This is a genomic window from Streptomyces sp. NPDC033131 (assembly GCF_055578365.1).
The window spans coordinates 135,370-155,452 of the sequence record NZ_JBVIPA010000023.1 but is presented as its reverse complement, the minus strand read 5'-3'; the positions used below and the strand labels follow the sequence as shown (position 1 = coordinate 155,452).

16 protein-coding genes and 2 pseudogenes are annotated in these 20,083 nt (G+C 71.0%); 12 read left to right on the top strand and 6 right to left on the bottom strand.

What is annotated here, in order from left to right; translation table 11 throughout:
* Positions 1-95 precede the first annotated feature (95 nt).
* The 5 genes and pseudogenes from ACZ5XS_RS27345 to ACZ5XS_RS27325 form a co-directional block, all read left to right on the top strand.
* Positions 96-896: pseudogene (locus ACZ5XS_RS27345) on the top strand (FtsK/SpoIIIE domain-containing protein); the annotation flags it as partial.
* Positions 897-955: 59 nt separating this feature from the next.
* Positions 956-1,663 carry a DUF2637 domain-containing protein gene (locus ACZ5XS_RS27340; protein ID WP_468655598.1) on the top strand — a complete coding sequence of 236 codons (708 nt, stop codon included), beginning with the start codon at positions 956-958 and terminating at the stop codon, positions 1,661-1,663.
* A gap of 153 nt (positions 1,664-1,816) precedes the next feature.
* Positions 1,817-3,297: pseudogene (locus ACZ5XS_RS27335) on the top strand (replication initiator).
* Complete coding sequence (locus ACZ5XS_RS27330) at positions 3,288-3,500, top strand: helix-turn-helix transcriptional regulator (RefSeq protein ID WP_374192664.1); 213 nt, start codon at positions 3,288-3,290, stop codon at positions 3,498-3,500. The pseudogene ACZ5XS_RS27335 and the gene ACZ5XS_RS27330 overlap by 10 nt, the downstream one beginning before the upstream one ends.
* A complete protein-coding gene (locus ACZ5XS_RS27325) occupies positions 3,494-4,888 on the top strand; it encodes a tyrosine-type recombinase/integrase (RefSeq protein WP_468655596.1) in 1,395 nt (464 codons plus the stop codon). Before ACZ5XS_RS27330 ends, ACZ5XS_RS27325 begins: the two co-directional genes overlap by 7 nt.
* Before the next feature lie 61 nt (positions 4,889-4,949).
* Here the strand turns inward: ACZ5XS_RS27325 and ACZ5XS_RS27320 are convergent, their stop codons facing one another.
* Together ACZ5XS_RS27320 and ACZ5XS_RS27315 are read right to left on the bottom strand one after the other, a co-directional pair.
* Positions 4,950-5,249, bottom strand: coding sequence for a hypothetical protein (locus ACZ5XS_RS27320; protein WP_468655594.1), 300 nt, complete (start codon positions 5,247-5,249; stop codon positions 4,950-4,952).
* A 491-nt stretch (positions 5,250-5,740) separates the two neighbouring features.
* Positions 5,741-7,264 carry a S1C family serine protease gene (locus tag ACZ5XS_RS27315; protein WP_468655592.1) on the bottom strand — a complete coding sequence of 508 codons (1,524 nt, stop codon included), beginning with the start codon at positions 7,262-7,264 and terminating at the stop codon, positions 5,741-5,743.
* Positions 7,265-7,540: 276 nt separating this feature from the next.
* Between ACZ5XS_RS27315 and ACZ5XS_RS27310 the strand changes: the two genes are divergently transcribed.
* The 3 genes from ACZ5XS_RS27310 (at position 7,541) to ACZ5XS_RS27300 (ending at position 10,311) form a co-directional block, all read left to right on the top strand.
* Entirely contained in the window at positions 7,541-8,368 is an 828-nt protein-coding gene (locus ACZ5XS_RS27310) for a glycerophosphodiester phosphodiesterase (RefSeq protein ID WP_468655590.1), read from the top strand.
* Positions 8,369-8,507: 139 nt separating this feature from the next.
* Complete coding sequence (locus ACZ5XS_RS27305; protein WP_468655588.1) at positions 8,508-9,206, top strand: ATP-binding protein; 699 nt, start codon at positions 8,508-8,510, stop codon at positions 9,204-9,206.
* Between the two features lie 139 nt (positions 9,207-9,345).
* Positions 9,346-10,311 carry a DUF5926 family protein gene (locus tag ACZ5XS_RS27300; protein WP_468655586.1) on the top strand — a complete coding sequence of 322 codons (966 nt, stop codon included), beginning with the start codon at positions 9,346-9,348 and terminating at the stop codon, positions 10,309-10,311.
* Between the two features lie 246 nt (positions 10,312-10,557).
* Here ACZ5XS_RS27300 and ACZ5XS_RS27295 read toward each other — a convergent pair whose 3' ends face one another.
* Positions 10,558-11,166, bottom strand: coding sequence for a hypothetical protein (locus tag ACZ5XS_RS27295; protein WP_468655584.1), 609 nt, complete (start codon positions 11,164-11,166; stop codon positions 10,558-10,560).
* 55 nt (positions 11,167-11,221) lie between these two features.
* Positions 11,222-11,887 carry a bifunctional DNA primase/polymerase gene (locus tag ACZ5XS_RS27290; RefSeq protein WP_468655582.1) on the bottom strand — a complete coding sequence of 222 codons (666 nt, stop codon included), beginning with the start codon at positions 11,885-11,887 and terminating at the stop codon, positions 11,222-11,224.
* Between the two features lie 493 nt (positions 11,888-12,380).
* On the opposite strand from ACZ5XS_RS27290, the gene ACZ5XS_RS27285 reads away from it, so the two are divergent.
* The 4 genes from ACZ5XS_RS27285 (at position 12,381) to ACZ5XS_RS27270 (ending at position 18,259) form a co-directional block, all read left to right on the top strand.
* Complete coding sequence (locus ACZ5XS_RS27285; RefSeq protein ID WP_468655580.1) at positions 12,381-13,904, top strand: PP2C family protein-serine/threonine phosphatase; 1,524 nt, start codon at positions 12,381-12,383, stop codon at positions 13,902-13,904.
* A gap of 93 nt (positions 13,905-13,997) precedes the next feature.
* Positions 13,998-15,464, top strand: coding sequence for an aminopeptidase P family protein (locus tag ACZ5XS_RS27280; protein WP_468655578.1), 1,467 nt, complete (start codon positions 13,998-14,000; stop codon positions 15,462-15,464).
* Positions 15,465-15,517: 53 nt separating this feature from the next.
* Complete coding sequence (gene pdxR, locus ACZ5XS_RS27275; protein WP_468655576.1) at positions 15,518-16,894, top strand: MocR-like pyridoxine biosynthesis transcription factor PdxR; 1,377 nt, start codon at positions 15,518-15,520, stop codon at positions 16,892-16,894.
* Positions 16,895-16,984: 90 nt separating this feature from the next.
* Positions 16,985-18,259, top strand: coding sequence for an MFS transporter (locus ACZ5XS_RS27270; protein WP_468655574.1), 1,275 nt, complete (start codon positions 16,985-16,987; stop codon positions 18,257-18,259).
* Here ACZ5XS_RS27270 and ACZ5XS_RS27265 read toward each other — a convergent pair.
* Complete coding sequence (locus ACZ5XS_RS27265; RefSeq protein ID WP_468655572.1) at positions 18,234-19,073, bottom strand: triphosphoribosyl-dephospho-CoA synthase; 840 nt, start codon at positions 19,071-19,073, stop codon at positions 18,234-18,236. The genes ACZ5XS_RS27270 and ACZ5XS_RS27265 overlap by 26 nt on opposite strands.
* A gap of 3 nt (positions 19,074-19,076) precedes the next feature.
* Entirely contained in the window at positions 19,077-20,009 is a 933-nt protein-coding gene (locus tag ACZ5XS_RS27260; protein ID WP_468655570.1) for an intradiol ring-cleavage dioxygenase, read from the bottom strand.
* Positions 20,010-20,083: the final 74 nt, after the last annotated feature.

Here is a 20,083-nt window from a genome sequence, read left to right as displayed (position 1 = left end):
CCCGCGGACGTCGAACTCGCCGCATAACCCCACCAAGACCGAATCACCCCAAACCCGACAGGGGTGCCTTGACGAAGGACATAGAGGCACCCCCCCCCGGCTTCGGCAAGACCAGCCTGATCAACCGGCTTCTCTCCGACTGGGCACCGTCGCCCGCGGTGCAGTTCGCCTGCGCGGACGGCAAGGTGTCTGCTGCGTACGAAGGCGACTACGCGGACTGGGTGCAGCGCATGTTCGCCTTCGTGGGCGATGACCTGGAAGAGGCCAACAAGCTGTTCCGGCACCTGGTGGAACTGCGCCGCGCCCGGTCGGCTTCGGTGCGCCAGGCACTCGGGGTGAAGTCCATGTGGGACGTCGGCCCCTCCGAGAACTGGCCTCTGGTCGTGCTGATCGTCGACGAAGCCCATACCTACTTCCGCGATCACAAGGGCAGCGACCAGCAGACGAAGAAGCTGGCCGCGCTCGCAGCTGAGAACGCCCGGCTCGTGGAAGACCTGGTGAAGAAGGGCCGGTCCGTGGGGCTGCTCGTCATCCTCACCACTCAAAAGTCCACCGGCGACGCAATCCCCACCTTCATCCGCGACGTATGCCCCGTGGGCCTGAGCTTCGCCCAGAAGACTGCCGAAGCCGCCGTTGCCGCACTCGGCGACGAGATTCGGGAATGGCCCGACGCCAACCCGATCAACCTCCAGGACCCCACCTACGTCGGCGTCGCGTCGATGAACCACCAGTCGCAACCCGGCTTCACCCGCATCCGTACGCCCTACGTGCCCGACGCGGAAGCGGCTCGCGTCGCCGAAGAAACGGCAAGCCTCACCGCCGACCCGAACGTCCTCCTGGAAGCCTTCCTCGGCCGTCGTCTGACAGACGTGGACCTCACCAAGCTCGACGCCTGAGCAGCCTGACCTACCGCGCACTAACGCTCCCTACACCCCAGGAGAAGAGGTGAACACCCATGACAGAGGACCGGATCACTCAGCGGACCATCACCGCCGTCATGATCGTTATTGCCGCGCTGGCCTTCGTCTTCTCCTTCGGCAACGTCTGGTCGCTCGCCCTGCGCCTGGGCGTCCCCGGCCCGATCGCACCGCTCATCGCCCCGATGGTGGACCTGTCCGTGGTCGGCCTCCTGGTCGCCCTGCGCTACCTCTCCCTACGCGGTCTGCCCGCCGAACAGATGACGGCGGCCACGCGTCTCATGCACTTCTCCGGACTGCTGACCCTCGCCCTCAACGTCGCCGAACCGATCGTCGCCGGACACTACGGCCGCGCCGCCGTTGACGCGGTGGCCCCGCTACTCCTCCTCGGCTGGGGCTCCGTCGGACCGCAGCTCCTGCGCGCCTTCCACACCGTTGCGCGCCCCGGCGTAGCGGCTTCCGTACCGGACGAGATCGAGTCGGTGCCTGAGACGGCTTCTGACGCCTCCCGCCCTGCGGCGCCGCCCATCGTTCCGGCTCCGGCCCCCGTCGCTCATGACATCGCCCCGGCTGCCCCGGCTCCCGCTTCGCCTGCGGTCAAGGTGCCTGAGCCCCTGCTGACCGAAGCACGCTCCATCGCCGCGTCCCACCACACCGAGCACGGCGAACCGATCACGGCGGCCCAGCTCAAGACGCGACTCGGAATCGGCCTGCCCATGGCCACCGCGCTTCACGCCGCCCTGTAGCGCCACACCCTTCCGCCGGCCTCTCCGGCATTTCCCTCCGCTGCCCACCCCATGGGCCCGACCTGCCATGCCTGCGGGCAGCAGCCCGAGCGCACTGAATCGCTGCTGCCCGCAGGCCCTCACCCTCGTGCCAGAAAGGACACCCCGCCACCCATGCGCCGCCCCCTCGACCTGCGCCACATCATCAGCCCCGGCCTGCGGGACCTGGTCGAACTGGCCAACACCGACGACTTCGACCGCGTGACGGAACAGGTCCGCAACCTGCGCGGCTGCACTAGCCCTGTCAACCTGCACGGCTGGACGGTCACCACCGACCAGACCACCAAGGAAGTGGTCCGCTCCTACCGCTCCGAAGACGAACCCTCCGGACGCCTGTTGACCACCTGCGGCAACCGCCGTGCCTCCCGCTGCCCCGCCTGCTCCCGCCTCTACGCTGCCGACACCTACCACCTGATCAAAGCCGGACTGTCCGGCGGCAAGAACGTCGCCGAAACCGTCCGCGACCACCCCCGCGCCTTCGTCACCCTCACTGCCCCCTCATTCGGCCCCGTCCACAACCGCCCACCACCGATGCCGGCGAGTCCCAGCCCTGTGCCTGCGGCCAGACACACGCCGAAGATGCGCCGGAACCCGGCACCCCGCTGAACCCGACCACGTACGACTACACGGGCGCCGTGCTGTGGAACGCGCACGCCGGTCAGCTGTGGGCACGCTTCACCACCTACCTTCGCCGCGCCCTGGCCGAACACCTCGGCATGACGCAGAAGGCGCTGAACGCCGCTCTGCGTGTCTCCTTCGCGAAGGTCGCCGAGTACCAAAAGCGCGGCCTAGTCCACTTCCACGCCGTGATCCGCTTCGACGGACCCGAGGGCCACACCACCGAGCCCCCGCCCTGGGCCACGTTCGACGCCCTGAGCGCCGCCGTGGGCCTGGCGGTCAAGCGTGCCCGACTCACCATCGCCTCCGACGCCATCGGCGAACGCGTCATCGCCTGGGGCCGCCGGTTCAAGGTCGACCCCATCACCGCCCTGGGCGACGGCGAACTCACCGACGCCCGCGTTGCCGAGTACACAGACGCCAAGGTCGCCGGTTACGTCGCCAAGTACGCGACCAAGAACGCAGAAGGCACCAGCACCGTGGACCGCACCCTGATGTGCCGTCCCTGCGCTGGACGCGGCTACGTACGCGGCCCCGACCCCTTCCACGACCGGTGCGCCGACTGCGACGGCACCGGACAGGCCGAACCCATCAAGGCACTGCCCGTACAGCAGCACGTACGGCAGATGATCCGCACCGCCTGGGCCCTCGGCCACCTGCCGGAGTTCGCCGAACTCAAGCTCTGGAAGTGGGCCCACATGCTCGGCTTCCGCGGCCACTTCTCCACCAAATCCCGCGCCTACTCCACCACCCTCAGCGCACTCCGCGACGTACGCCGCGCCTGGCGCCTCGCCCAGGCAGAAGCCGCCCGCGCCCGCGCCGGCCTTTCCACCACCGACGAGACCACCCTCGTCACCACCTCCTCGTGGACCTACCTCAGCAGCGGCTACCGCCCCGGCGAAGAACTCCTCGCCGCCCAGGTCCACGACATCGCCCACACCCAACGCCTCAAGTCCGAAGGAGACCCCTGGCTGTGACCACTGCGACCAAGGCCGACAGGCAGACGCTGAAGCTGGGGGAAGCGCTGGCTGAGATCGGGGTGTCCCGTGCAGCCTTCTATCGCATGCGCGCTCGGGGCCAGGCCCCCAGGCACCTGAAGCTTCCCAACGGTCAGATCCGCATACGCCGGGCCGACCTCGACGCCTGGTTCGACTCCTGCGAGGTGCAGGAAGCGTGCTGACCTACGACGTACAGATCTGGGGCATCCGCAAGCGGCCCAACCGTGTGGCGGCCTATCAGCTTCGTTGGCGAGTGGGCCCCCGGCCCTTCTCCAAGAGCTACAGGATCAAAGCTCAGGCCGACGGTCGGCGCTCGGAGCTGCTGGCCGCTCTGCGTAACCGCGAGCAGTTCGACACGGAAACCGGCCTGCCTGCCTCGGAAGTGCAAGCGCTCAAATCCACCACCTGGTACGCCCACACGCGCGCCTATGCGGAGATGAAGTGGCCCGGCGCTTCGGCCAAGCACCGCGCGAGCATCGCTGACACGCTGGCCACCATCACGCCGAAGCTGGTCAAGGACAACCGCGGGGCCCCTGCTCCCAAGGAGCTCCGCATCGCCCTCTACTCGTGGGTCTACCGCTTCGTCCTTGGCGACGACGGAACGCTGAAGCCTCGCATCGACGTCGAGGAACCTCCCGCCGACATCGTGGCGGCGCTGGAATGGATCAGCCGTAAGTCTGTCGACATCACCGCGCTCAACACGCCTTCGGTGGTGCGTGCGGCGCTCGACGCTCTGAAGCTGAAGCAAGACGGCACGGCCGCTGCCGAGAACACGGTGAATCGCAAGCGGACAGTCTTCAGCAACTGCCTCCGGTACGCGGTGGAACGGGAGTTGCTGGCAGCCCTGCCCCTCGACAAGGTCGACTGGACCCCGCCCGAAACTGACGACGAGATCGACTTTCGGTTCGTACCCGGCCCGAAGCTGGCGAAGGCGCTGATCGACGGTGTAGGCGAGCAGGGGGCACGCGGACGGCACCTCATGGCGTTCTTCGGCTGCCTCTACTACGCGGCCAACCGCCCTGGGGAGGCGGCCAATCTCCGGGAAGACGACTTCGCCTTGCCCGAAGAGGGCTGGGGGGAAGTGCTGCTGTCGACGAGCACACCCCGAGTCGGCTCCGGGTGGACCGACACGGGCGAGTCGTTCGATACGCGCGGCCTGAAGAAGCGGGCCCGCAAGGCGACCCGACCTGTACCGATTCCCCCCGTCCTCGTGCGCCTGGTCCGCGAGCACATCAAGGAGTTCGGCACTGCGGAAGACGGCCGGCTGTTCCGCGCGGCCCAGGGTGGCGGCCTGCTGTCCAAGGAGTACGGGGAGGTTTGGAAAGAGGCTCGACTCGCGGTGCTGACCGAACCTGAAGCGGCTTCCTCGCTGGCTGACGTGCCGTACTCGCTGCGTCACGCGGGCGTCTCGCTCTGGCTTGAGTCCGGCGTCTCCCCGGCCGAAGTCGCACGCCGGGCAGGCCACAGCATCGCAGTCCTGTTCCGCTTCTACGCCAAGGCGATCCACCGCAATCAGCGGCGTTCGAACGAACAGATTGAGCGGGCCTTGGACGCTGCCGACAGCGAATAGAACCAATGACCGGTCAGACCAAAGGCGCCGCCCCACCGATGCAGGAGGGGCGGCGCTTTGGTTATCCGTCCCAGTACTCCGGATCGCCTCCTGACCTCGACCAGCCATCGAGGCAGCCTCGCATCCAAAGGTCAACGTGGCCGTGGGCGTCCGAGTCGTCTGAGTTCGGCTTGTTGCTCGTGCAGTAGTCCTTCATCTGCTCGGACGACGGCACCGAGCTTGGATCCGGCCACTGCTCGGAATAGTCCAGACCGGTTTCAAAGCCTGCGCGATACGCAAGTTTGGGACTGTCGCCACCGCTGCCGCAGGACGTAACGGCAAGTAAGGCGGCAACCGTAGTGGTCATGACGTGCTTGCGCATGTGGCCTCAGCCCCTCCAGCTTCCGCTCCCCACCTTGCGGCCCAACTCGGCGGTGCAGCGCCAGAGCGCCCGGTGGGCGGCGGTGTTCCGCCAGGGCGGGAATACCCTCGATACAGTGCTGCACACTGGGCTCGACCGACCAAGGCTGCCCGTGGACCGCGACGTCGCCAGTTGTCTGGCATAGCGCCTGAGCTGCTTGTTCTCCCGCAGATCTGGTCCACGCCTGGTCCACACACATTGATCCACACCGCGACAGTGCAGGATCAAGGTGAGACAGGCCCCACGCAGAAGGGATGCCCCTCACCGAGGGGCACCCCTTCTGACCAGCATGTATATGACCTCCGGAGTGGGCGGGATCCGGGCCCACGGAGAAGCTTTCGCGTCCTCACGTTTTTCAAGACCGTTCCCTTAGGCCGCTCGGGCAACCCACCCCGCGCTGCCGCCACCGGCAGCGCGGGACAAGAGTAACGGTTGGCGTGGGGCGGTGTGGGTCAGCTGTCGCCTGTGCGGGAGCCGAGGGTGAGTTCGACCGTGTGGGTCTTGCCGCCGCGTTCGTAGGTGATGGTGACCTTGTCGCCGGGCTGGTGGGTCCAGATCTCGCCGATGAGGGTGGGGCCGGAGTCGATCACCCGGTCGTCGAGCTTGGTGATGACGTCGCCGGGCTTGAGGCCGGCCTTGGCGGCGGGGCCGCCCGACTCGACCGGGTCGGAGCCGCTGGCGCCCTGTTCGGTGATCTGGGCGCCGCCGGTGCCGTCCTCCAGGGAGACGGACGCACCGATCTTGGCGTAGACGGGCTTGCCGGTCTTGATCAGCTGCTGGGCGACGTACTTGGCCTGGTTGATCGGGATGGCGAAGCCGAGGCCGATCGAGCCGGACTGACTGGTGCCGCCGAGGCCGCCGCCGCTGGACTGGATCGCGGAGTTGACGCCGATCACGTTGCCCTGGGCGTCGAGGAGCGGGCCTCCGGAGTTGCCGGGGTTGATCGAGGCGTCGGTCTGCAGGGCGCTCATGTAGGAGGCGTTGCTGCCGGTGCCGTCGCTGGACGCGACCGGGCGGTTCTTCGCGCTGATGATGCCCGTCGTGACGGTGTTGGAGAGGCCGAAGGGGGCGCCGATCGCGATCGTCGAGTCGCCGACCGCGACCTTCTCCGAGTCGCCGAGGGTGAGCGGCTTGAGGTCGGAGGGGGCGTTCTTGAGCTTGATGACCGCGACGTCGTAGCCCTGTGCGTGGCCCACGACCTCCGCGTCGTACTTCTTGCCGCTCGGGAAGGTCGCCGTGAGCTTGCCGCCGTCGACCGCGTCGGCCACCACGTGGTTGTTGGTGACGATGTGGCCCTCGGTGTCGAAGACGAATCCGGTGCCGGTGCCGCCCTCGCCGCTGTTGGACTCGGCCTGGATGGTGACGGTGCTGGGCAGCGCCTTGGCGGCGACGCCGGCGACCGTGCCGGGGTCGCGCTTGACGGAGCCGCCGCTGTCGGAGGCGGAGACGGTGGTGGAGGAGCTGTTGTCGTCGTTCTTGGCCAGGGTGTAGCCGAGGCCGCCGCCCATACCTCCCGCGACCAGCGCGGCCACCAGGACGGCGGCGACGAGGCCGCCGCGCCCGCTGCGGGGCTTCGGCGCGGGCTGCTGGTAGGCGGCGCCCCAGGCGTCTCCCGCGCCGCCGGAGCCGCTGCCTGAGCCGCCGTCCGAGTACGGGGAGCCGCCGGAACCGGCATCGGCGTACGACGGGGTGGCCGGGGGCGGCGGGGGCGGCCAGGCACCCTGCGGTGCGGAGCCGTCCTGAGGAGTGCCGCCGGGGCCGGTCGCGGCGTAGGCGGGGGCCTGGCCCGCGTGCACCAGCTGCTGCTCCGGGTGGGCGCCGGAGGCGCTCGGCGACGTCGGCGGGAGCGGAGTCGTCGGGGCGCCTGCGTGGGGAGCGGCGGGCTCCTGGCGCGCCGAAGCAGTAGGAGCATCCACCGGCACGGGGGGTGCGGACGGGGCGGGGGGTACCGCGGTGCCCTCGTTCTCGGTGCTCACAGCTTCTCTCCTCGGTCCACGGCTGTTGTTGTCGGTCGCACTCGGTTCACGCGCTTCACGCTTCGCGTTGGTCGACGGTCCGGCGCGATGCAGCTGTGCATGTGTTCGTGCCTGTGTTTTTGTATGCCGTCAGCTTTTCCCACAGGCCGTCAGAGCACCATAAGCGGTGCCTGTGGGTCTGCGGCCATTCCTTATATAGGGCATGAGGGACATACGAGGCGCAATCCCAAGGCCTCCGTTCGCACGCGTACCCCCATGCGGTGGCACCATGACGCGGTGACCCACGTACGACAGCACCGGATTCAGGTCGTCGCCCACCGCGGAGCCTCGGAGGAGGCCCCCGAGCACACGCTGGCCGCGTACAGGAAGGCCATCGAGGACGGCGCCGACGCCCTCGAATGCGATGTCCGGCTGACCGCGGACGGCCATCTCGTCTGCGTCCACGACCGTCGCGTCAACCGTACGTCCAACGGCCGCGGAGCGGTCTCCGCACTGGAGCTCGCCGATCTCGCCGCCCTGGACTTCGGCTCCCGCAAGACCCGGGAGTTCTGGCGCACGCGCGACGAGGAGCCCGACTGGGAGTTCCGCCCCGAGGACCGCGAGGACACCTCCGTGCTCACCCTGGAGCGGCTGCTGGCGCTCGTCGCCGACGCGGGACGCCGGGTGGAGCTGGCGATCGAGACCAAGCACCCCACGCGGTGGGCGGGGCAGGTCGAGGAGCGGCTGCTGGTGCTGCTGAAGCGGTTCGGGCTGGACGCCCCGGCGGACGCGGCCGACTCGCCGGTGCGGGTGATGAGCTTCTCGGCGCGCTCGCTGCACCGGGTGCGGGCCGCCTCTCCGACGCTGCCGTCGGTCTATCTGATGCAGTTCGTGTCGCCCCGGCTGCGTGACGGCAGGCTGCCGGTGGGCGTGCGGATCGCGGGCCCGTCGATGCGGATCGTGCGCAATCACCCGGCCTACATCGAGCGTCTGAAACGAGCCGGCCACCAGGTGCACGTGTGGACGGTGAACGAGCTCGAGGACGTCGATCTCTGTGTCGACCTGGGCGTCGACGCCATCATCACCAACCGCCCGCGCGCGGTCCTGGGCCGGATCGGACGCTGACGTACGCGCGTGTGACGCACGACTCTTGACCCGGCAGCCCCACCGGCCCCATCCTCCGATCTCGGCCATACCGTCGAAATCCAGCCATACGGCTACAGGGAGTGCTCCGGCGCGTTCGGTCCGTATTCGATCGTTGCGAATGCGTCTTCGGACGCGGAGTGGCCGGTTTCCGGTACAGGCCAAGGGGGCATCCACTCCGTGGCGTGGGGCAAAGGAGGTCTCGGGGGTGGCGTTGGTGGTGGCACAGGAGGTGCCCGCGTCGTCGAGCATGGCCGTACCCCATGGCCCTGCGGGCGTGGGCAAGGCAAGGCACCGCATGCGCACCCAGTTGCGCAGCGGCGGTGTGTCGGAAACGGTCATCGACGACGCCGTGCTGATTCTTTCCGAACTCTTGAGCAACGCGTGCAAACACGGCAGACCGCTGGGCGACGCCCTGGCCGGCGACGGCGACGTCCGGGCCGCATGGCGGGTGGACACGGGCGGCAGACTCACGGTCGAGGTGACGGACGGCGGCGGGCCCACCCGCCCGGCTCCGGCCACGCCCTCGGTCACCGCGCACGGCGGCCGTGGGCTCAACATCATCACGGCGCTGGCCGACGACTGGGGCGTACGGGACGACACCCGCGGCGAGATCACGGTGTGGGTCGTCGTCCACCGCGACGTGCACGATCCGGACGCCGGACGCCGGCGGGACGACCTGGCCCCGCGCTCCCCGGCTCGCGACTTCGCTCGAGCAGGAGGGACCGGGACCGTCGAGCCCTCCAGGGCACCGTCGGCCTCGGCGATACCCGAGATGGCCGAGCTGAACTTCACGGACGCCTTCGACGACCTGGACTGAACCGCCGGTCCCACAGGGTCCGGCGCGTTGTCCACAGGTCGGCACGTGGGCCGCGTTGTCCACAGGCACCGGTCGTTGACGGCGCAAACGGCTAGGCTCGCGCCCGTACGAGACGAGCCGTAACCGGGAGACACCCACGATGGCCAAGAAGCGACCCCAGACGAAGGCCAAGCGGCCGCAGCTCAGCGACGGTGAGGTCCCGGTCGTCGGTGCCCGTGAGCCCTGCCCCTGCGGCAGCGGCCGCCGTTACAAGGCCTGCCACGGCCGGGCCGCCCAGCATGCCGTGACCGAACTGGTGCAGCGCCCCTTCGAAGGGCTGCCCGGCGAGTGCGACTGGGTCGCGCTGCGCGAACTGGTGCCGGCCGCCACGGTCGAACTGACGCTGAAGGACGGCCTCCCCGAGGGCGTCCCGTCGGTCACGCTGGCCACGGTCCTGCCGATGGCCTGGCCGGCGCTGCGCCGCGATGACGGCTCGGTCCTGCTCGGCCTGCAGAACGACACGGCGTCGGGCGACATCAGCCGCGACCTCGCCGACACCCTCCAGCGCGCGCTCACCGCCGACCCGGGCACTCCGGTCCAGTCCCGGCGCGCCCCGGCGGACGGTCCGCGACTGCAGGAACTCCTCGACTCCGAAGGCGCGTTCGAGCCAGTTGTGCACCCGGGCTTCGAGTTCTGGGTCCCGGACGCGGAGAACGCCACGCCGGAGGTGACCGCCTCCCTGGAGCGGGCCAACGCCGCGGCCATCCCGACCGTGCGGCTGACCGGTGTGGACGCCGCCTACTGGTGCGAGACGCCGGACAAGAACCACCTGCGCTGGGTGATGCCGTACCCGGAGGAGCAGCTTCTGGACGCCCTTGCGCGGCTGCACGCGGCGGGCCGCTCGAACCTCGGGGAGGGCACCCGTCTCGTGGGATCCTTCCGTGCTCACGGGCTCACCGTGCCGGTCTGGGACCTGCCGAGCGCGGTCACCGCCGAGGACATCGAGAAGCCGGCCGCCGAGTTCGCCGAGCGCCTTTCCGGCGCGCTGGCCACGGACGCGCCGCTGACCGCGGAGGAGCGTCGCGCGCGTGGCGGGCTGACCAACCGGCAGGTCACGCTGAGTTGACATGGCGCGTGCGGCTGACCGGTCGGTCAGCCGCACACCGCCCGCCCGAATCGGCGACTCCGCTCACAACTCCCGTTCCGGACAAGCCACATCCGGTGTCCGAATAGCCGAGCAAAAGCCGAGATCGAATTTGCGAACTGACGATCTCTTGTTACCGTTTCAGTAGCCCGGTTGCTGGTGCATCCCCCGTCGCCAGCAACCGGGTTCTTTCCTGTCCGGGTGCTCTTTACGCAACGACGTCACGCGTCAACTACCCGTAGCAGCACCCGAGTTGCTCCCGGACCGCAGCAGCAGCGGCCCTTCCCCGGCCCTTGCCGCGAACTCCGCGACCGCCGTGTACCCGTCCGGTTCTCCGCGGGTGCGCTCCCGGGGCGTCTCACAGGTTTTCGGCTCGTCCCCCGCGCCCGCCGCGCAGTGCATCTGCACGGTACGTCCGCCGGGTCCCATGAGGCTCAGTACGGAGTCCAGCGCGCCGCCGGTCGCATTGCGGTAGTAGGTCCGCGCCCACGTCTGCTCACCCTGCGTCAGCACGCACGTCTGCGCCTCCACGCCTTCGGGCGAGGTGAGTTCGGGACCGCAACGGGCGGCCACGCCAAGACCGAGGCCGAGCACCGGCGGGGCACCGGTGCGCTGGGCCGAGGGGGCCTTGGCATCGGCGGGTGGCGGTGCAGGAGGTACCGCGCCAGGTACGGAGGCGTCGGGAACAGAGGCGTCGGGAACAGAGGCGTCGGGTACGGAGGCGCCACGTACGGACGAGCGTCCCTCGTCGCCCACCTGTCCCGCGGACGCCATGGCCAGCGGCAGCGCGACCGCGCATGCCACGACGCCCGCGAGGGCGAGCAGACGAAGGTTCATGGACCGGAACATAGCCAGTGGCGCGGGCGTCCGGTTCCGCCCGCGCCCGACACCCCTACAACTCGGGTGCGCTCACACCCGTACGAGTGAGGGCCTCGACCACCGCGTCCACCACGGCCTCCACGTCGGGTACCCACGGGGAGGCCGAGCCGGGCAGCGGGGCACGCTCCCAGCGGATCTCGCCGTGGCCGGTCTCGGAGGGGGGCAGGGCCAGATAGCCGCCCTCGCCGTGGAAGCGGAGGGAACCGGGGACGAAGTCCTTGGCGTACAGCAGTTCGCCCAACTGCTCCAGGGAGTAGGGCTTCACGAGCAGCGCCCACCGGGTGGGCGCTGCGACGACCGGGCCGAGGCGCATGCCCGTGCTGTCGAGCACGGCGAGTGCGCGGGCGGCCGCGGGTGCCGGCAGGCTGACCGCGCAGGGCGCGTTGCCGCCGGTGGCCAGGACGATCGGCGCGGCGGGCCGGTTGCTCCACCACCAGCGCACCATGCGCTCGTCGGTGGTGGCCGCGAGGAGGCCGGGGTCGAAGGGGTGGGCACCGGGCACCGTGCACTCGGGGTCGGGGCACCCGCAGCGGGCTCGCCCCTGCGGGTCGGCCGCCACGCCCGGGAGTACGGGCCACTGCCATTTGGTCGCGAAGGTCAGGGCCGCGCTGATCAACTCAGGCCTTCCGTCGCTGCGCTGGGACAGGAGCCTGCGTCGCCTTCCGAGGATCTCGCGCATGAGCGCTCGTTCCTTTCCGTTGCACCGCTGGCAACACCGAGGACCACATCACAACATGTGTCGATCTCTTCACTGTGCGTACCTGTTGGCGCATCACACCCCTGTCAGAGACAAGGGGAACCCCTATGGGCCGAACGTTGAGCTGCGTCCGCGGCAGCCTCGCCCACACTGCGGTCTATCAGAAGCGCGGGCCTGGCGTGGGGTGGCGAAGTCTGGCGTTTGCTGTCGCGCGTGGTTCTCTTCGCCTCCGCCGCGGGAGGATGGGGCTCGGTCGTCGGTGGCTAAGACGCCCGGGTCCGTCGCCAGGTTCCGGGTGGTTACCAACCACCCCTGGCCTTCTCCGAGTACGTACCCATCACGACCGCTGTGACGCTCTGTGGAGCAGGGCCAGTCGACCGCAATACGCCGTTACCCGAGTCAGTTTTAGGCCAACTTTGCCTTTTGGCAAGTGCTGCACTGATGACCCACGGACACCAGGAATCCCAGCAGGACAATGCTGGACATCCCCTCACGAGTGCGTGTACATGTGGAGACACTGCTAGCGGCGCAGAATGACATGGGGGTTTGCGATGCTTTTCAGCAATACGCACCGGTCGGAAAGCCGGACGCCATGAACGCCCCTCACCCTCCGAAAGTGGCTGGAATCGATTCAACGGTTCCCTCGCCAGCCCACACTGTCGCGCCCGCGCCTTCCGTCTCGGGTACCTCGGGGGTTCTCTCACCAAACGCGCCGGGCGCGCTGCTTCAGGACCGGCTCGCCGGCTGGGTCTCGGACCTCACGACGTTGCACGAACTGACCGAACGGCTGGCCCGCACGGACGCGCTGTCCGAGGCTCTGCAGGAACTGCTGCACGCCGGAGCCGCCCTGGTGGGCGCCCGCCGCGGACTCGTCGTACTGGAACCCGGCGACGGACTCGGCCCCGACACCACCCTCGGCCTGGGCCTCGCCCGCGCCGACCTCGGTCACATCGAGACCGTGCCCCGCAGCTCCCTGTCGTACGGCCGCATCCTCGACGGACTGCCCGGCGGTGACGGCGAGATCGCCCAGCCCGACCTCTTCGCGGAGGACGGGCTCGACCCCCGGCACCGGGAGGTCGCCGCCCGCCTCGGCTATGCCGCGAGCTACGCGCTGCCCCTGACCGCGGAGGCGTACAGCAAGGGCGCCGGCCGGCTCGGCGCCGCCGTGTGGCTCTACGACGAGCCCGCGGAGCCCACCGAACAGCAGCGCCACCTGGTCGGCCTGTACGCGCGTTACGCCGGCGAGCACCTGGCCCGGCTTCTGGAGGTCGAGCGCACGCGCGCGTGCATGGCGACGATCGCCGAGGAACTGCTGCCGTCCCGGCTCCCCCGCGTCGCCGGAGTACGGCTCGCCGCCCGGCACCGCACCGGGCCGCGCGGCGGCGGCGACTGGTACGACGCGCTGCCGCTGCCGGATGCCGCGCTCGGCCTCGCCGTGGGCTCGGTGACGGGGTCCGGGCCCAGCGCGATCGCCGCGATGGGACGGCTGAGAGCGTCCCTGCGGGCGTACGCCGTGATGGAGGGCGAGGACCCGGTCGCGGTCCTGTCCGACCTGGAACTGCTGCTCCGGCTCACCGAGCCGGCCCGCTCCGCCACCGCCCTGTTCGCCTATTGCGAGCCCGCGCTGCGCAAGATCACGCTGGCCGGTGCCGGGCACTGCCCGCCGCTGCTTGTCGGCGAGCGGCGCACCGAGTTCGTGGAGACCTCCGTGTCCGCGCCGCTCGGGATGCTCGCCTGCTGGGAGGCGCCGAGTGTGGAACTCCAGGCGGAGGCGGGCGAGACGGTTCTGCTCTACACCGACGGGCTGCTGCACCGCACCGGCGACCCCACGGACCGCTCCTTCGCCCGGCTGCACGCGGCGGCGGCCGGCGTGCCCAGGGCGCTGCGGCGCGACCCCGAGGCGATCGTCGACCACGTGCTGCGGAGCGTGCTGCCGGACGGGCTGGACGAGGCGGACTCCGAGGAGGACGTGGTCCTGGTCGCCGCTCACTTCGAGTAGTCGTCGGCAAAGCCGTCGGTAACAGGTCTTCCGGCCCTGGGCCCCTTCCGTACGACCGTACGATGGACGGGGTCCAGTGCCGTATCGAGGAGGATGACCGTGGCCGACGAGCTCACCCCGGAGACCCCGGAAGCTGAGTCTGAGGAGCCGATCAAGCAGCGGAAGAACGGCCTGTACCCGGGCGTCTCCGACGAGCTGGCCGAGAACATGAAGTCGGGCTGGGCCGACACGGAGCTGCGCGACCTGGAGCCGATCGCCCAGGCCGCCGAGACCGCCGCCCGCCGCGCCGCGCTCTCCGCGCGCTTCCCCGGTGACCGCCTGGTGATCCCCGCGGGCAACCTGAAGACCCGCTCGAACGACACCGAGTACGCCTTCAGGGCCTCGGTCGAGTACGCGTACCTCACCGGCAACCAGACCGAGGACGGCGTGCTGGTCATGGAGCCCGTCGCCGACGGCCACAAGGCGACGATCTACCTCCTGCCGCGCTCCGACCGCGACAACGGCGAGTTCTGGCTCTCCGGCCAGGGCGAGCTGTGGGTGGGCCGCCGGCACTCCCTCACCGAGGCCGAGAAGCTGTACGGCATCCCCGCCTCCGATGTCCGCGAGCTGGCCGACCACCTGCGCGAGGCCACGGGCCCGGTCCGGGTGGTGCGCGGGTACGACGGCGGCATCGAGGCCGCGCTGACCGACAAGGTCACCGCCGAGCGCGACGCCGAGCTGCGGGTCTTCCTCTCCGAGGCGCGGCTGGTCAAGGACGGGTTCGAGATCGGCGAGCTGCAGAAGGCGGTCGACTCGACCGTTCGCGGTTTCGAGGACGTCGTACGCGTTCTGGACAAGGCCGAGGCCACGTCCGAGCGGTACATCGAGGGCACGTTCTTCCTCCGCGCCCGAGTCGAGGGCAACGACGTCGGCTACGGCACCATCGCCGCGGCCGGCCCGCACGCCTGCACGCTGCACTGGGTGCGCAACGACGGGCCGGTGCGCTCCGGCGACCTGCTGCTGCTGGACGCGGGCGTCGAGACGCACACGTACTACACGGCCGACGTCACGCGCACGCTGCCGGTCAACGGCCGGTTCAGCGAGATCCAGAAGCAGATCTACGACGCCGTGTACGACGCCCAGGAGGCCGGCATCGCGGCGGTGAAGCCGGGCGGGAAGTACCGGGACTTCCACGACGCGGCGCAGCGGGTGCTGACCGAGCGGCTCGTGGAGTGGGGGCTGGTCGAGGGGCCGGTCGAGCGGGTGCTGGAGCTCGGGTTGCAGCGCCGGTGGACGCTGCACGGCACCGGGCACATGCTCGGCATGGACGTCCATGACTGCGCTGCCGCGCGCGTGGAGTCGTATGTCGACGGCACGCTGGAGCCGGGGATGGTGCTCACCGTCGAGCCCGGTCTGTACTTCCAGGCCGATGACCTGACGGTGCCCGAGGAGTACCGGGGGATCGGTGTGCGGATCGAGGACGACATCCTGGTGACGGAGGACGGCAACCGGAACCTGTCCGCGGGGCTGCCTCGCCGGTCGGACGAGGTCGAGGCGTGGATGGCGGACCTCAAAGGCTGAGATTCGTCGGCGGGCAGTTCGTGGCCGATCGCGCCCACGCGGCGGAGCCGCACATGTCACAGCCCCGCGCCCCTGAGGGGGTGGGGGTGGACCTGCATGTGCAGCTCCACGTCGGGGAAGGGCGTCGCGCCGGGCTGGAGCGTGCCCTGCGTGATGCCGTGCGGGACGGGCGGCTGGCGCCCGGGGCGCGGCTGCCCGCGACCCGGCGGCTCGCGGGTGAGCTGGGGGTCTCGCGGGGGACGGTGAAGGCGGCGTACGACCAGCTCGTCGCCGAGGGGTATCTGACCGCGCGGCAGGGGTCGGGCACCCGGGTCGCCCCGCTGCCCTCCGTCGACGCCGCACCTCCTCAGGCCGCCGCACGCACGCGTGTACCGCGTCTCGATCTGCGGCCGGGGAGCCCGGACGTGGGGACGTTTCCGGCGGCGGCCTGGCTGCGGGCGCTGCGGCGCGTCCTCGCGACGGCGCCCTCGCGGGCGTACGACTACGGCGATCCGCGCGGGCGGATCGAGCTGCGGACGGCGCTGTCGGGGTACCTGGGGCGGGCGCGCGGGGTGATCGCGCCGCCGGAGCGGATCGTCGTCACCTCGGGGTATGTGCAGGGGCTTTCGCTGCTCACGCGGGTGCTGGAGGGCGGCAGCGTCGCCATGGAGGATCCCGGGCTGCCCTTCCACCGGGAGGTGGTGCGGCGGGGCGGTGGGCGGGTGGTGCCGGTGCGGGTGGACGAACGGGGCGTCCTCGCCGGGGACTTGGGAGACGCCTCCGCCGTCGTGGTCACGCCGGCGCACCAGTACCCGACCGGCGTGACCCTGCATCCGGAGCGGCGGCGGGCGCTGACCGACTGGGCACGCGCGCGTGGCGGGCTGATCGTCGAGGACGACTACGACGGGGAGTTCCGCTACGACCGGCAGCCCGTCGGCGCGCTCCAGGGGATGGCGCCCGGGCAGGTGGCGTATCTGGGGACCGCTTCGAAGACGCTCGGGCCGGCGCTGCGGCTCGGGTGGATGGTGCTGCCGCCCGATCTGGTCGACGCGGTCGCCGACGCCAAGCTGCACAGCGACCATCACACCGAGTCCATCGGGCAGTTGGCGCTGGCCGAGCTGATCGGGAGCCATGCGTACGACCGTCATGTGCGCGCGTGCCGGTTGCGGTACCGGCGGCGCCGGGACCAGCTCCTGGACCGGCTGGGGCCGCGCCGGCGGGTACGCGGGATCGCGGCCGGGCTGCACGCGCTGGTGGAGGTCGACGACGAGGCGGAGGCGCTGGTGCGCGCGGCGGCGCGAGGGCTCGCCGTGGGGCACCTCGGGGAGCACTGGCACACGCCGGGCGTCGAGGGGCGGACGCAAGGGCTGGTCGTGGGCTACGGGACGCCTCGGGAGGGGGTGTACCCGGAGGCGCTGGACGTGCTGAGGAAGGTTCTGGACGGGGGCTGAGACAGCCGCTCGGCCGTCCTGGATTGGGCCACTGAAAGGCCTGCCCAGTGGGCCTGCCCAGGGATCCACCGCGCTTCTAGCGTCGCTTGCATGACGAACTCGCTCGTCCCGCCCGCGGGGCCACAACGTGTCCTGGCTCTGGCCCAGTTGGCCAACTCCGTCGGTGACGGCGCCTACTACGTGACGTCGGCGCTCTACTTCACCCACGTCGTCGGGCTCGCCCCCGCGCGCGTGGGGCTCGGGCTGACCGTCGCCTGGGCGGTCGGCTCGCTGGTGGGGGTGCCGCTCGGGCGGCTCGCGGACCGGCGCGGGGCCCGCGGCACGGCGGTGCTGCTGGCGCTGGCGACCGGGCTGGCAGTGGCGTCCTTCCTGGTCGTCCGGGACTTCGTACCGTTCGTCGTGGCGGCCTGCGCCTACGCCTCCGCCCAGTCGGGACTCGCCGCCGCCCGGCAGGCGCTGCTCGCGGGGCTGGTACCGGCCGGGGAGCGGACCGGGCTGCTCGCGCATCTCCAGGCGACGCTCAACGCCGGTCTGGCGGTGGGCGCCGGACTGGGCGGGCTCGCGCTGCACGCCGGGACGCGGACCGCGTATCTCGGGGTGTTCGCGCTGGACGCGGTGAGCTTCGTGGTGTGTGCGGGGCTGCTGGTGCGGTTGCCTTCGGTGGCGCTGGTGCGATCGCCTGCGGTGGCGCTGGTGCACAAGGGCCGGGCGAGCGGCCCTGAAGGCGGCCGGGAGCGCCGTGACCTCGGAGTGCTGCGCGACCGTCCCTACGCCCTCCTCACGCTCCTCAACACCGTGCTGCTGCTGCGCATGCCGTTGCTCAGCCTCGGGCTGCCGCTGTGGATCGCGGAGCGCACGGACGCCCCGGCCTGGCTGGTCTCCGCGCTGTTCGTGCTCAACACCGGGGCGGTGATGGTGTTCCAGGTGCGGATGGCGCGCGGGGTCACAGGCGTAGCGCCGGCCACGCGCGCGGTGCGGAGGTCGGGGTGGGTGATGCTGGCGGCGTGCGCGGTCTTCGCGCTGTCGGCGGGCGCGTCGCCATGGGTGGCGGTCGGTGCGCTGGTCCTCGGTGCAGTGCTGCAAGTGGCTGCCGAGATGGGGCAGTCGGCCGGCTCCTGGCAGCTGTCCTTCGAGCTGGCCCCGGCCGACCGCGTCGGCGAGTACCAGGGCTTCTTCGGGACCGGCGTGACCGTGGCCCGGACCCTGGGCCCGCTGGTGCTGACCTCGCTGCTGCTCGGGTGGGGGGCGGCGGGGTGGCTGCTGCTCGGCGGAGCGACGCTCGTGGCGTCGTACGCGATGGGTCCGGCGACCCGCCGGGCCCATGCCTCCCGGGCGGACGTCAGGCTGCCCGCACCGGTGAACTGACCCTCGCCGGAAGCGAGTCCAGGAACAGCGCCCCCGCCAGCAGTCCCGCACTGCCCCTCGGGCTCCACGCGCGCGCGTGGAGGTCGGCGTCGAGGGCGTACAGGGCTTCGCGGCCCGCGTCCGTCGCCGTGCCGCCCGCTTCCAGGATCCCGCGAGCGCCCGCCTGGACGTGCCGCAGGCCGGCCGGGCCCGCGGTGTACAGGAGTTCGGTGTCCTGGAGGGTGGACATCACGGTGAGCAGGGCGTCGAGTTGGGCCTCGTCCTCGCCGGCGCCGGCCGAGCGGGCGGTGGCCAGGGCGTCCAACGCCCGCCGCACGTGCGGGAATCCGGCCCGGGCCTCGCCACGCGCCCCGGCGGCGCCGTACTTCGCCGAGATCGACGAGCCGCGCGAGGGCCGTCGCGGGGCCCGGCGGTCGGGGTGCGCGGCGATCCGCTTGGCGGTCGCGGCCACGTCCTTCGCCGCGGCACGGGGTTCGAGGGCGGCCGCGGCGACCAGCAGGCCGAGCGCCCACAGGGCGCCGCGGTGGCCGCCGCCGGCGAGGCCCACCGAGTGCTCGGTGCAGCGGCCGATCGCGCCCAGATCGGTGCGGAGCCGGGGCGTGGGCTCGCCCGTGCGGCGGGCCGCGGCGGCCATCGCCGCCAGGCCGGGCGTGAGCGCCTTGGCGGACCAGCGCAGGGCGCGGTGGTCCACCCGGGTCGTCCGGGCGCCCAGGTCACGCGGGTCGGGCAGGCCGGGCTTGGGGGCGAGCGCCAGCTGCCCGGTCAGCGCGTCCACGGCGGCCCGGGCCAGTGCGTCGTCCTCGCGGCTGTTCATGCGTTACGAGGACGCCGTGGCGGACGGGGAGGCGCCGTCGCTCGGCGGGGTGCCGATCGGCGCGCCGCTCGGGGGTGTCCCGCCCTCGCCGCCACCCGCGCCCGTGTTCTCGGCGTCGGGGTCGACGCCGAGGGTGAGGGAGCCCTTGTAGCCCTTGGAGGGGTCGCTCCCGTGCACGGCCTTGAGGGTGAGCAGGCCGCTGGAGGCGCCGCCACCGTCGTAGACCATGTCGTCGGCGAGCTCGGTGTAGGTGCCGGAGTGCTTCGCGTAAGGCTCCAGCGTGAAGATCTCCTCGGCGGTCTCGTCGGCGAAGAACAGCTGGCCGGTGTAGTTGACCTTGCCGCCCTCGTAGGTGCCGTCCTCCTTCTCGCCGCCCGTGTGCACCTTGAGGTGGATGTGACAGGTGCGCGGGGTGTACCAGCCGGGGAAGATCGTCTCGAACTTGACGACCCCGTTGGCGTTGGCGATCTGGTAGCCGCGCAGATAGGTGGTGTCGTCGGCGGTCGAGCCGTCCTCGCTCTCGGCGGGCGCGGAACCGCCGGGGTTGGCGGTGGTGTACCCGGAGTAGTAGCCCCAGGCGTCGCAGTGCCAGATCTCGACGGCCGCGCCGGGCACCGGGGTGCAGCCGTCGGTGGCGTCCACGACGGTGAGGCGCAGGGTCAGCGGGACACCGCTCTTGCCCTCGGTGATGTCCTTCCGCACCAGGGCGCCGTCGAGGTAGTACGGCCCCTCGGTGACGCCGGACATCAGGGTCATGCACGCGCTGTCGGCCGAGGTCGCCGAGGCGGTGGCGGCGGTCTCGGCGGTGGTCGTCGCGTCGTCGGCGAAGGCCGACCGGTACCCGGCCACGGCGAGAGTGCCGGCCGCGACCGTGCCACCGGTCACCGCGAGGGCGCGGCGCCGGGTGATGGAGGTGTCCTTGTGGTTTCCCGTCATGCCCATGAACGTAGGAACGACGACCGTCAGGAACCTGGGCCGACGCTGTGCGCAAGCTGAGAATGCGGATCGCG

Coding starts and splice junctions, on each gene's coding strand:
- ACZ5XS_RS27340 (WP_468655598.1), top strand. CDS start 956: ATGACAGAGGACCGGATCACTCAGCGGACCATCACCGCCGTCATGATC.
- ACZ5XS_RS27320 (WP_468655594.1), bottom strand. CDS start 5,249: ATGCGCAAGCACGTCATGACCACTACGGTTGCCGCCTTACTTGCCGTT.
- ACZ5XS_RS27305 (WP_468655588.1), top strand. CDS start 8,508: ATGCGTCTTCGGACGCGGAGTGGCCGGTTTCCGGTACAGGCCAAGGGG.
- ACZ5XS_RS27300 (WP_468655586.1), top strand. CDS start 9,346: ATGGCCAAGAAGCGACCCCAGACGAAGGCCAAGCGGCCGCAGCTCAGC.
- ACZ5XS_RS27295 (WP_468655584.1), bottom strand. CDS start 11,166: ATGAACCTTCGTCTGCTCGCCCTCGCGGGCGTCGTGGCATGCGCGGTC.
- ACZ5XS_RS27290 (WP_468655582.1), bottom strand. CDS start 11,887: ATGCGCGAGATCCTCGGAAGGCGACGCAGGCTCCTGTCCCAGCGCAGC.
- ACZ5XS_RS27285 (WP_468655580.1), top strand. CDS start 12,381: ATGCTGGACATCCCCTCACGAGTGCGTGTACATGTGGAGACACTGCTA.
- ACZ5XS_RS27280 (WP_468655578.1), top strand. CDS start 13,998: ATGACCGTGGCCGACGAGCTCACCCCGGAGACCCCGGAAGCTGAGTCT.
- pdxR (WP_468655576.1), top strand. CDS start 15,518: ATGTCACAGCCCCGCGCCCCTGAGGGGGTGGGGGTGGACCTGCATGTG.
- ACZ5XS_RS27270 (WP_468655574.1), top strand. CDS start 16,985: ATGACGAACTCGCTCGTCCCGCCCGCGGGGCCACAACGTGTCCTGGCT.
- ACZ5XS_RS27265 (WP_468655572.1), bottom strand. CDS start 19,073: ATGAACAGCCGCGAGGACGACGCACTGGCCCGGGCCGCCGTGGACGCG.
- ACZ5XS_RS27260 (WP_468655570.1), bottom strand. CDS start 20,009: ATGACGGGAAACCACAAGGACACCTCCATCACCCGGCGCCGCGCCCTC.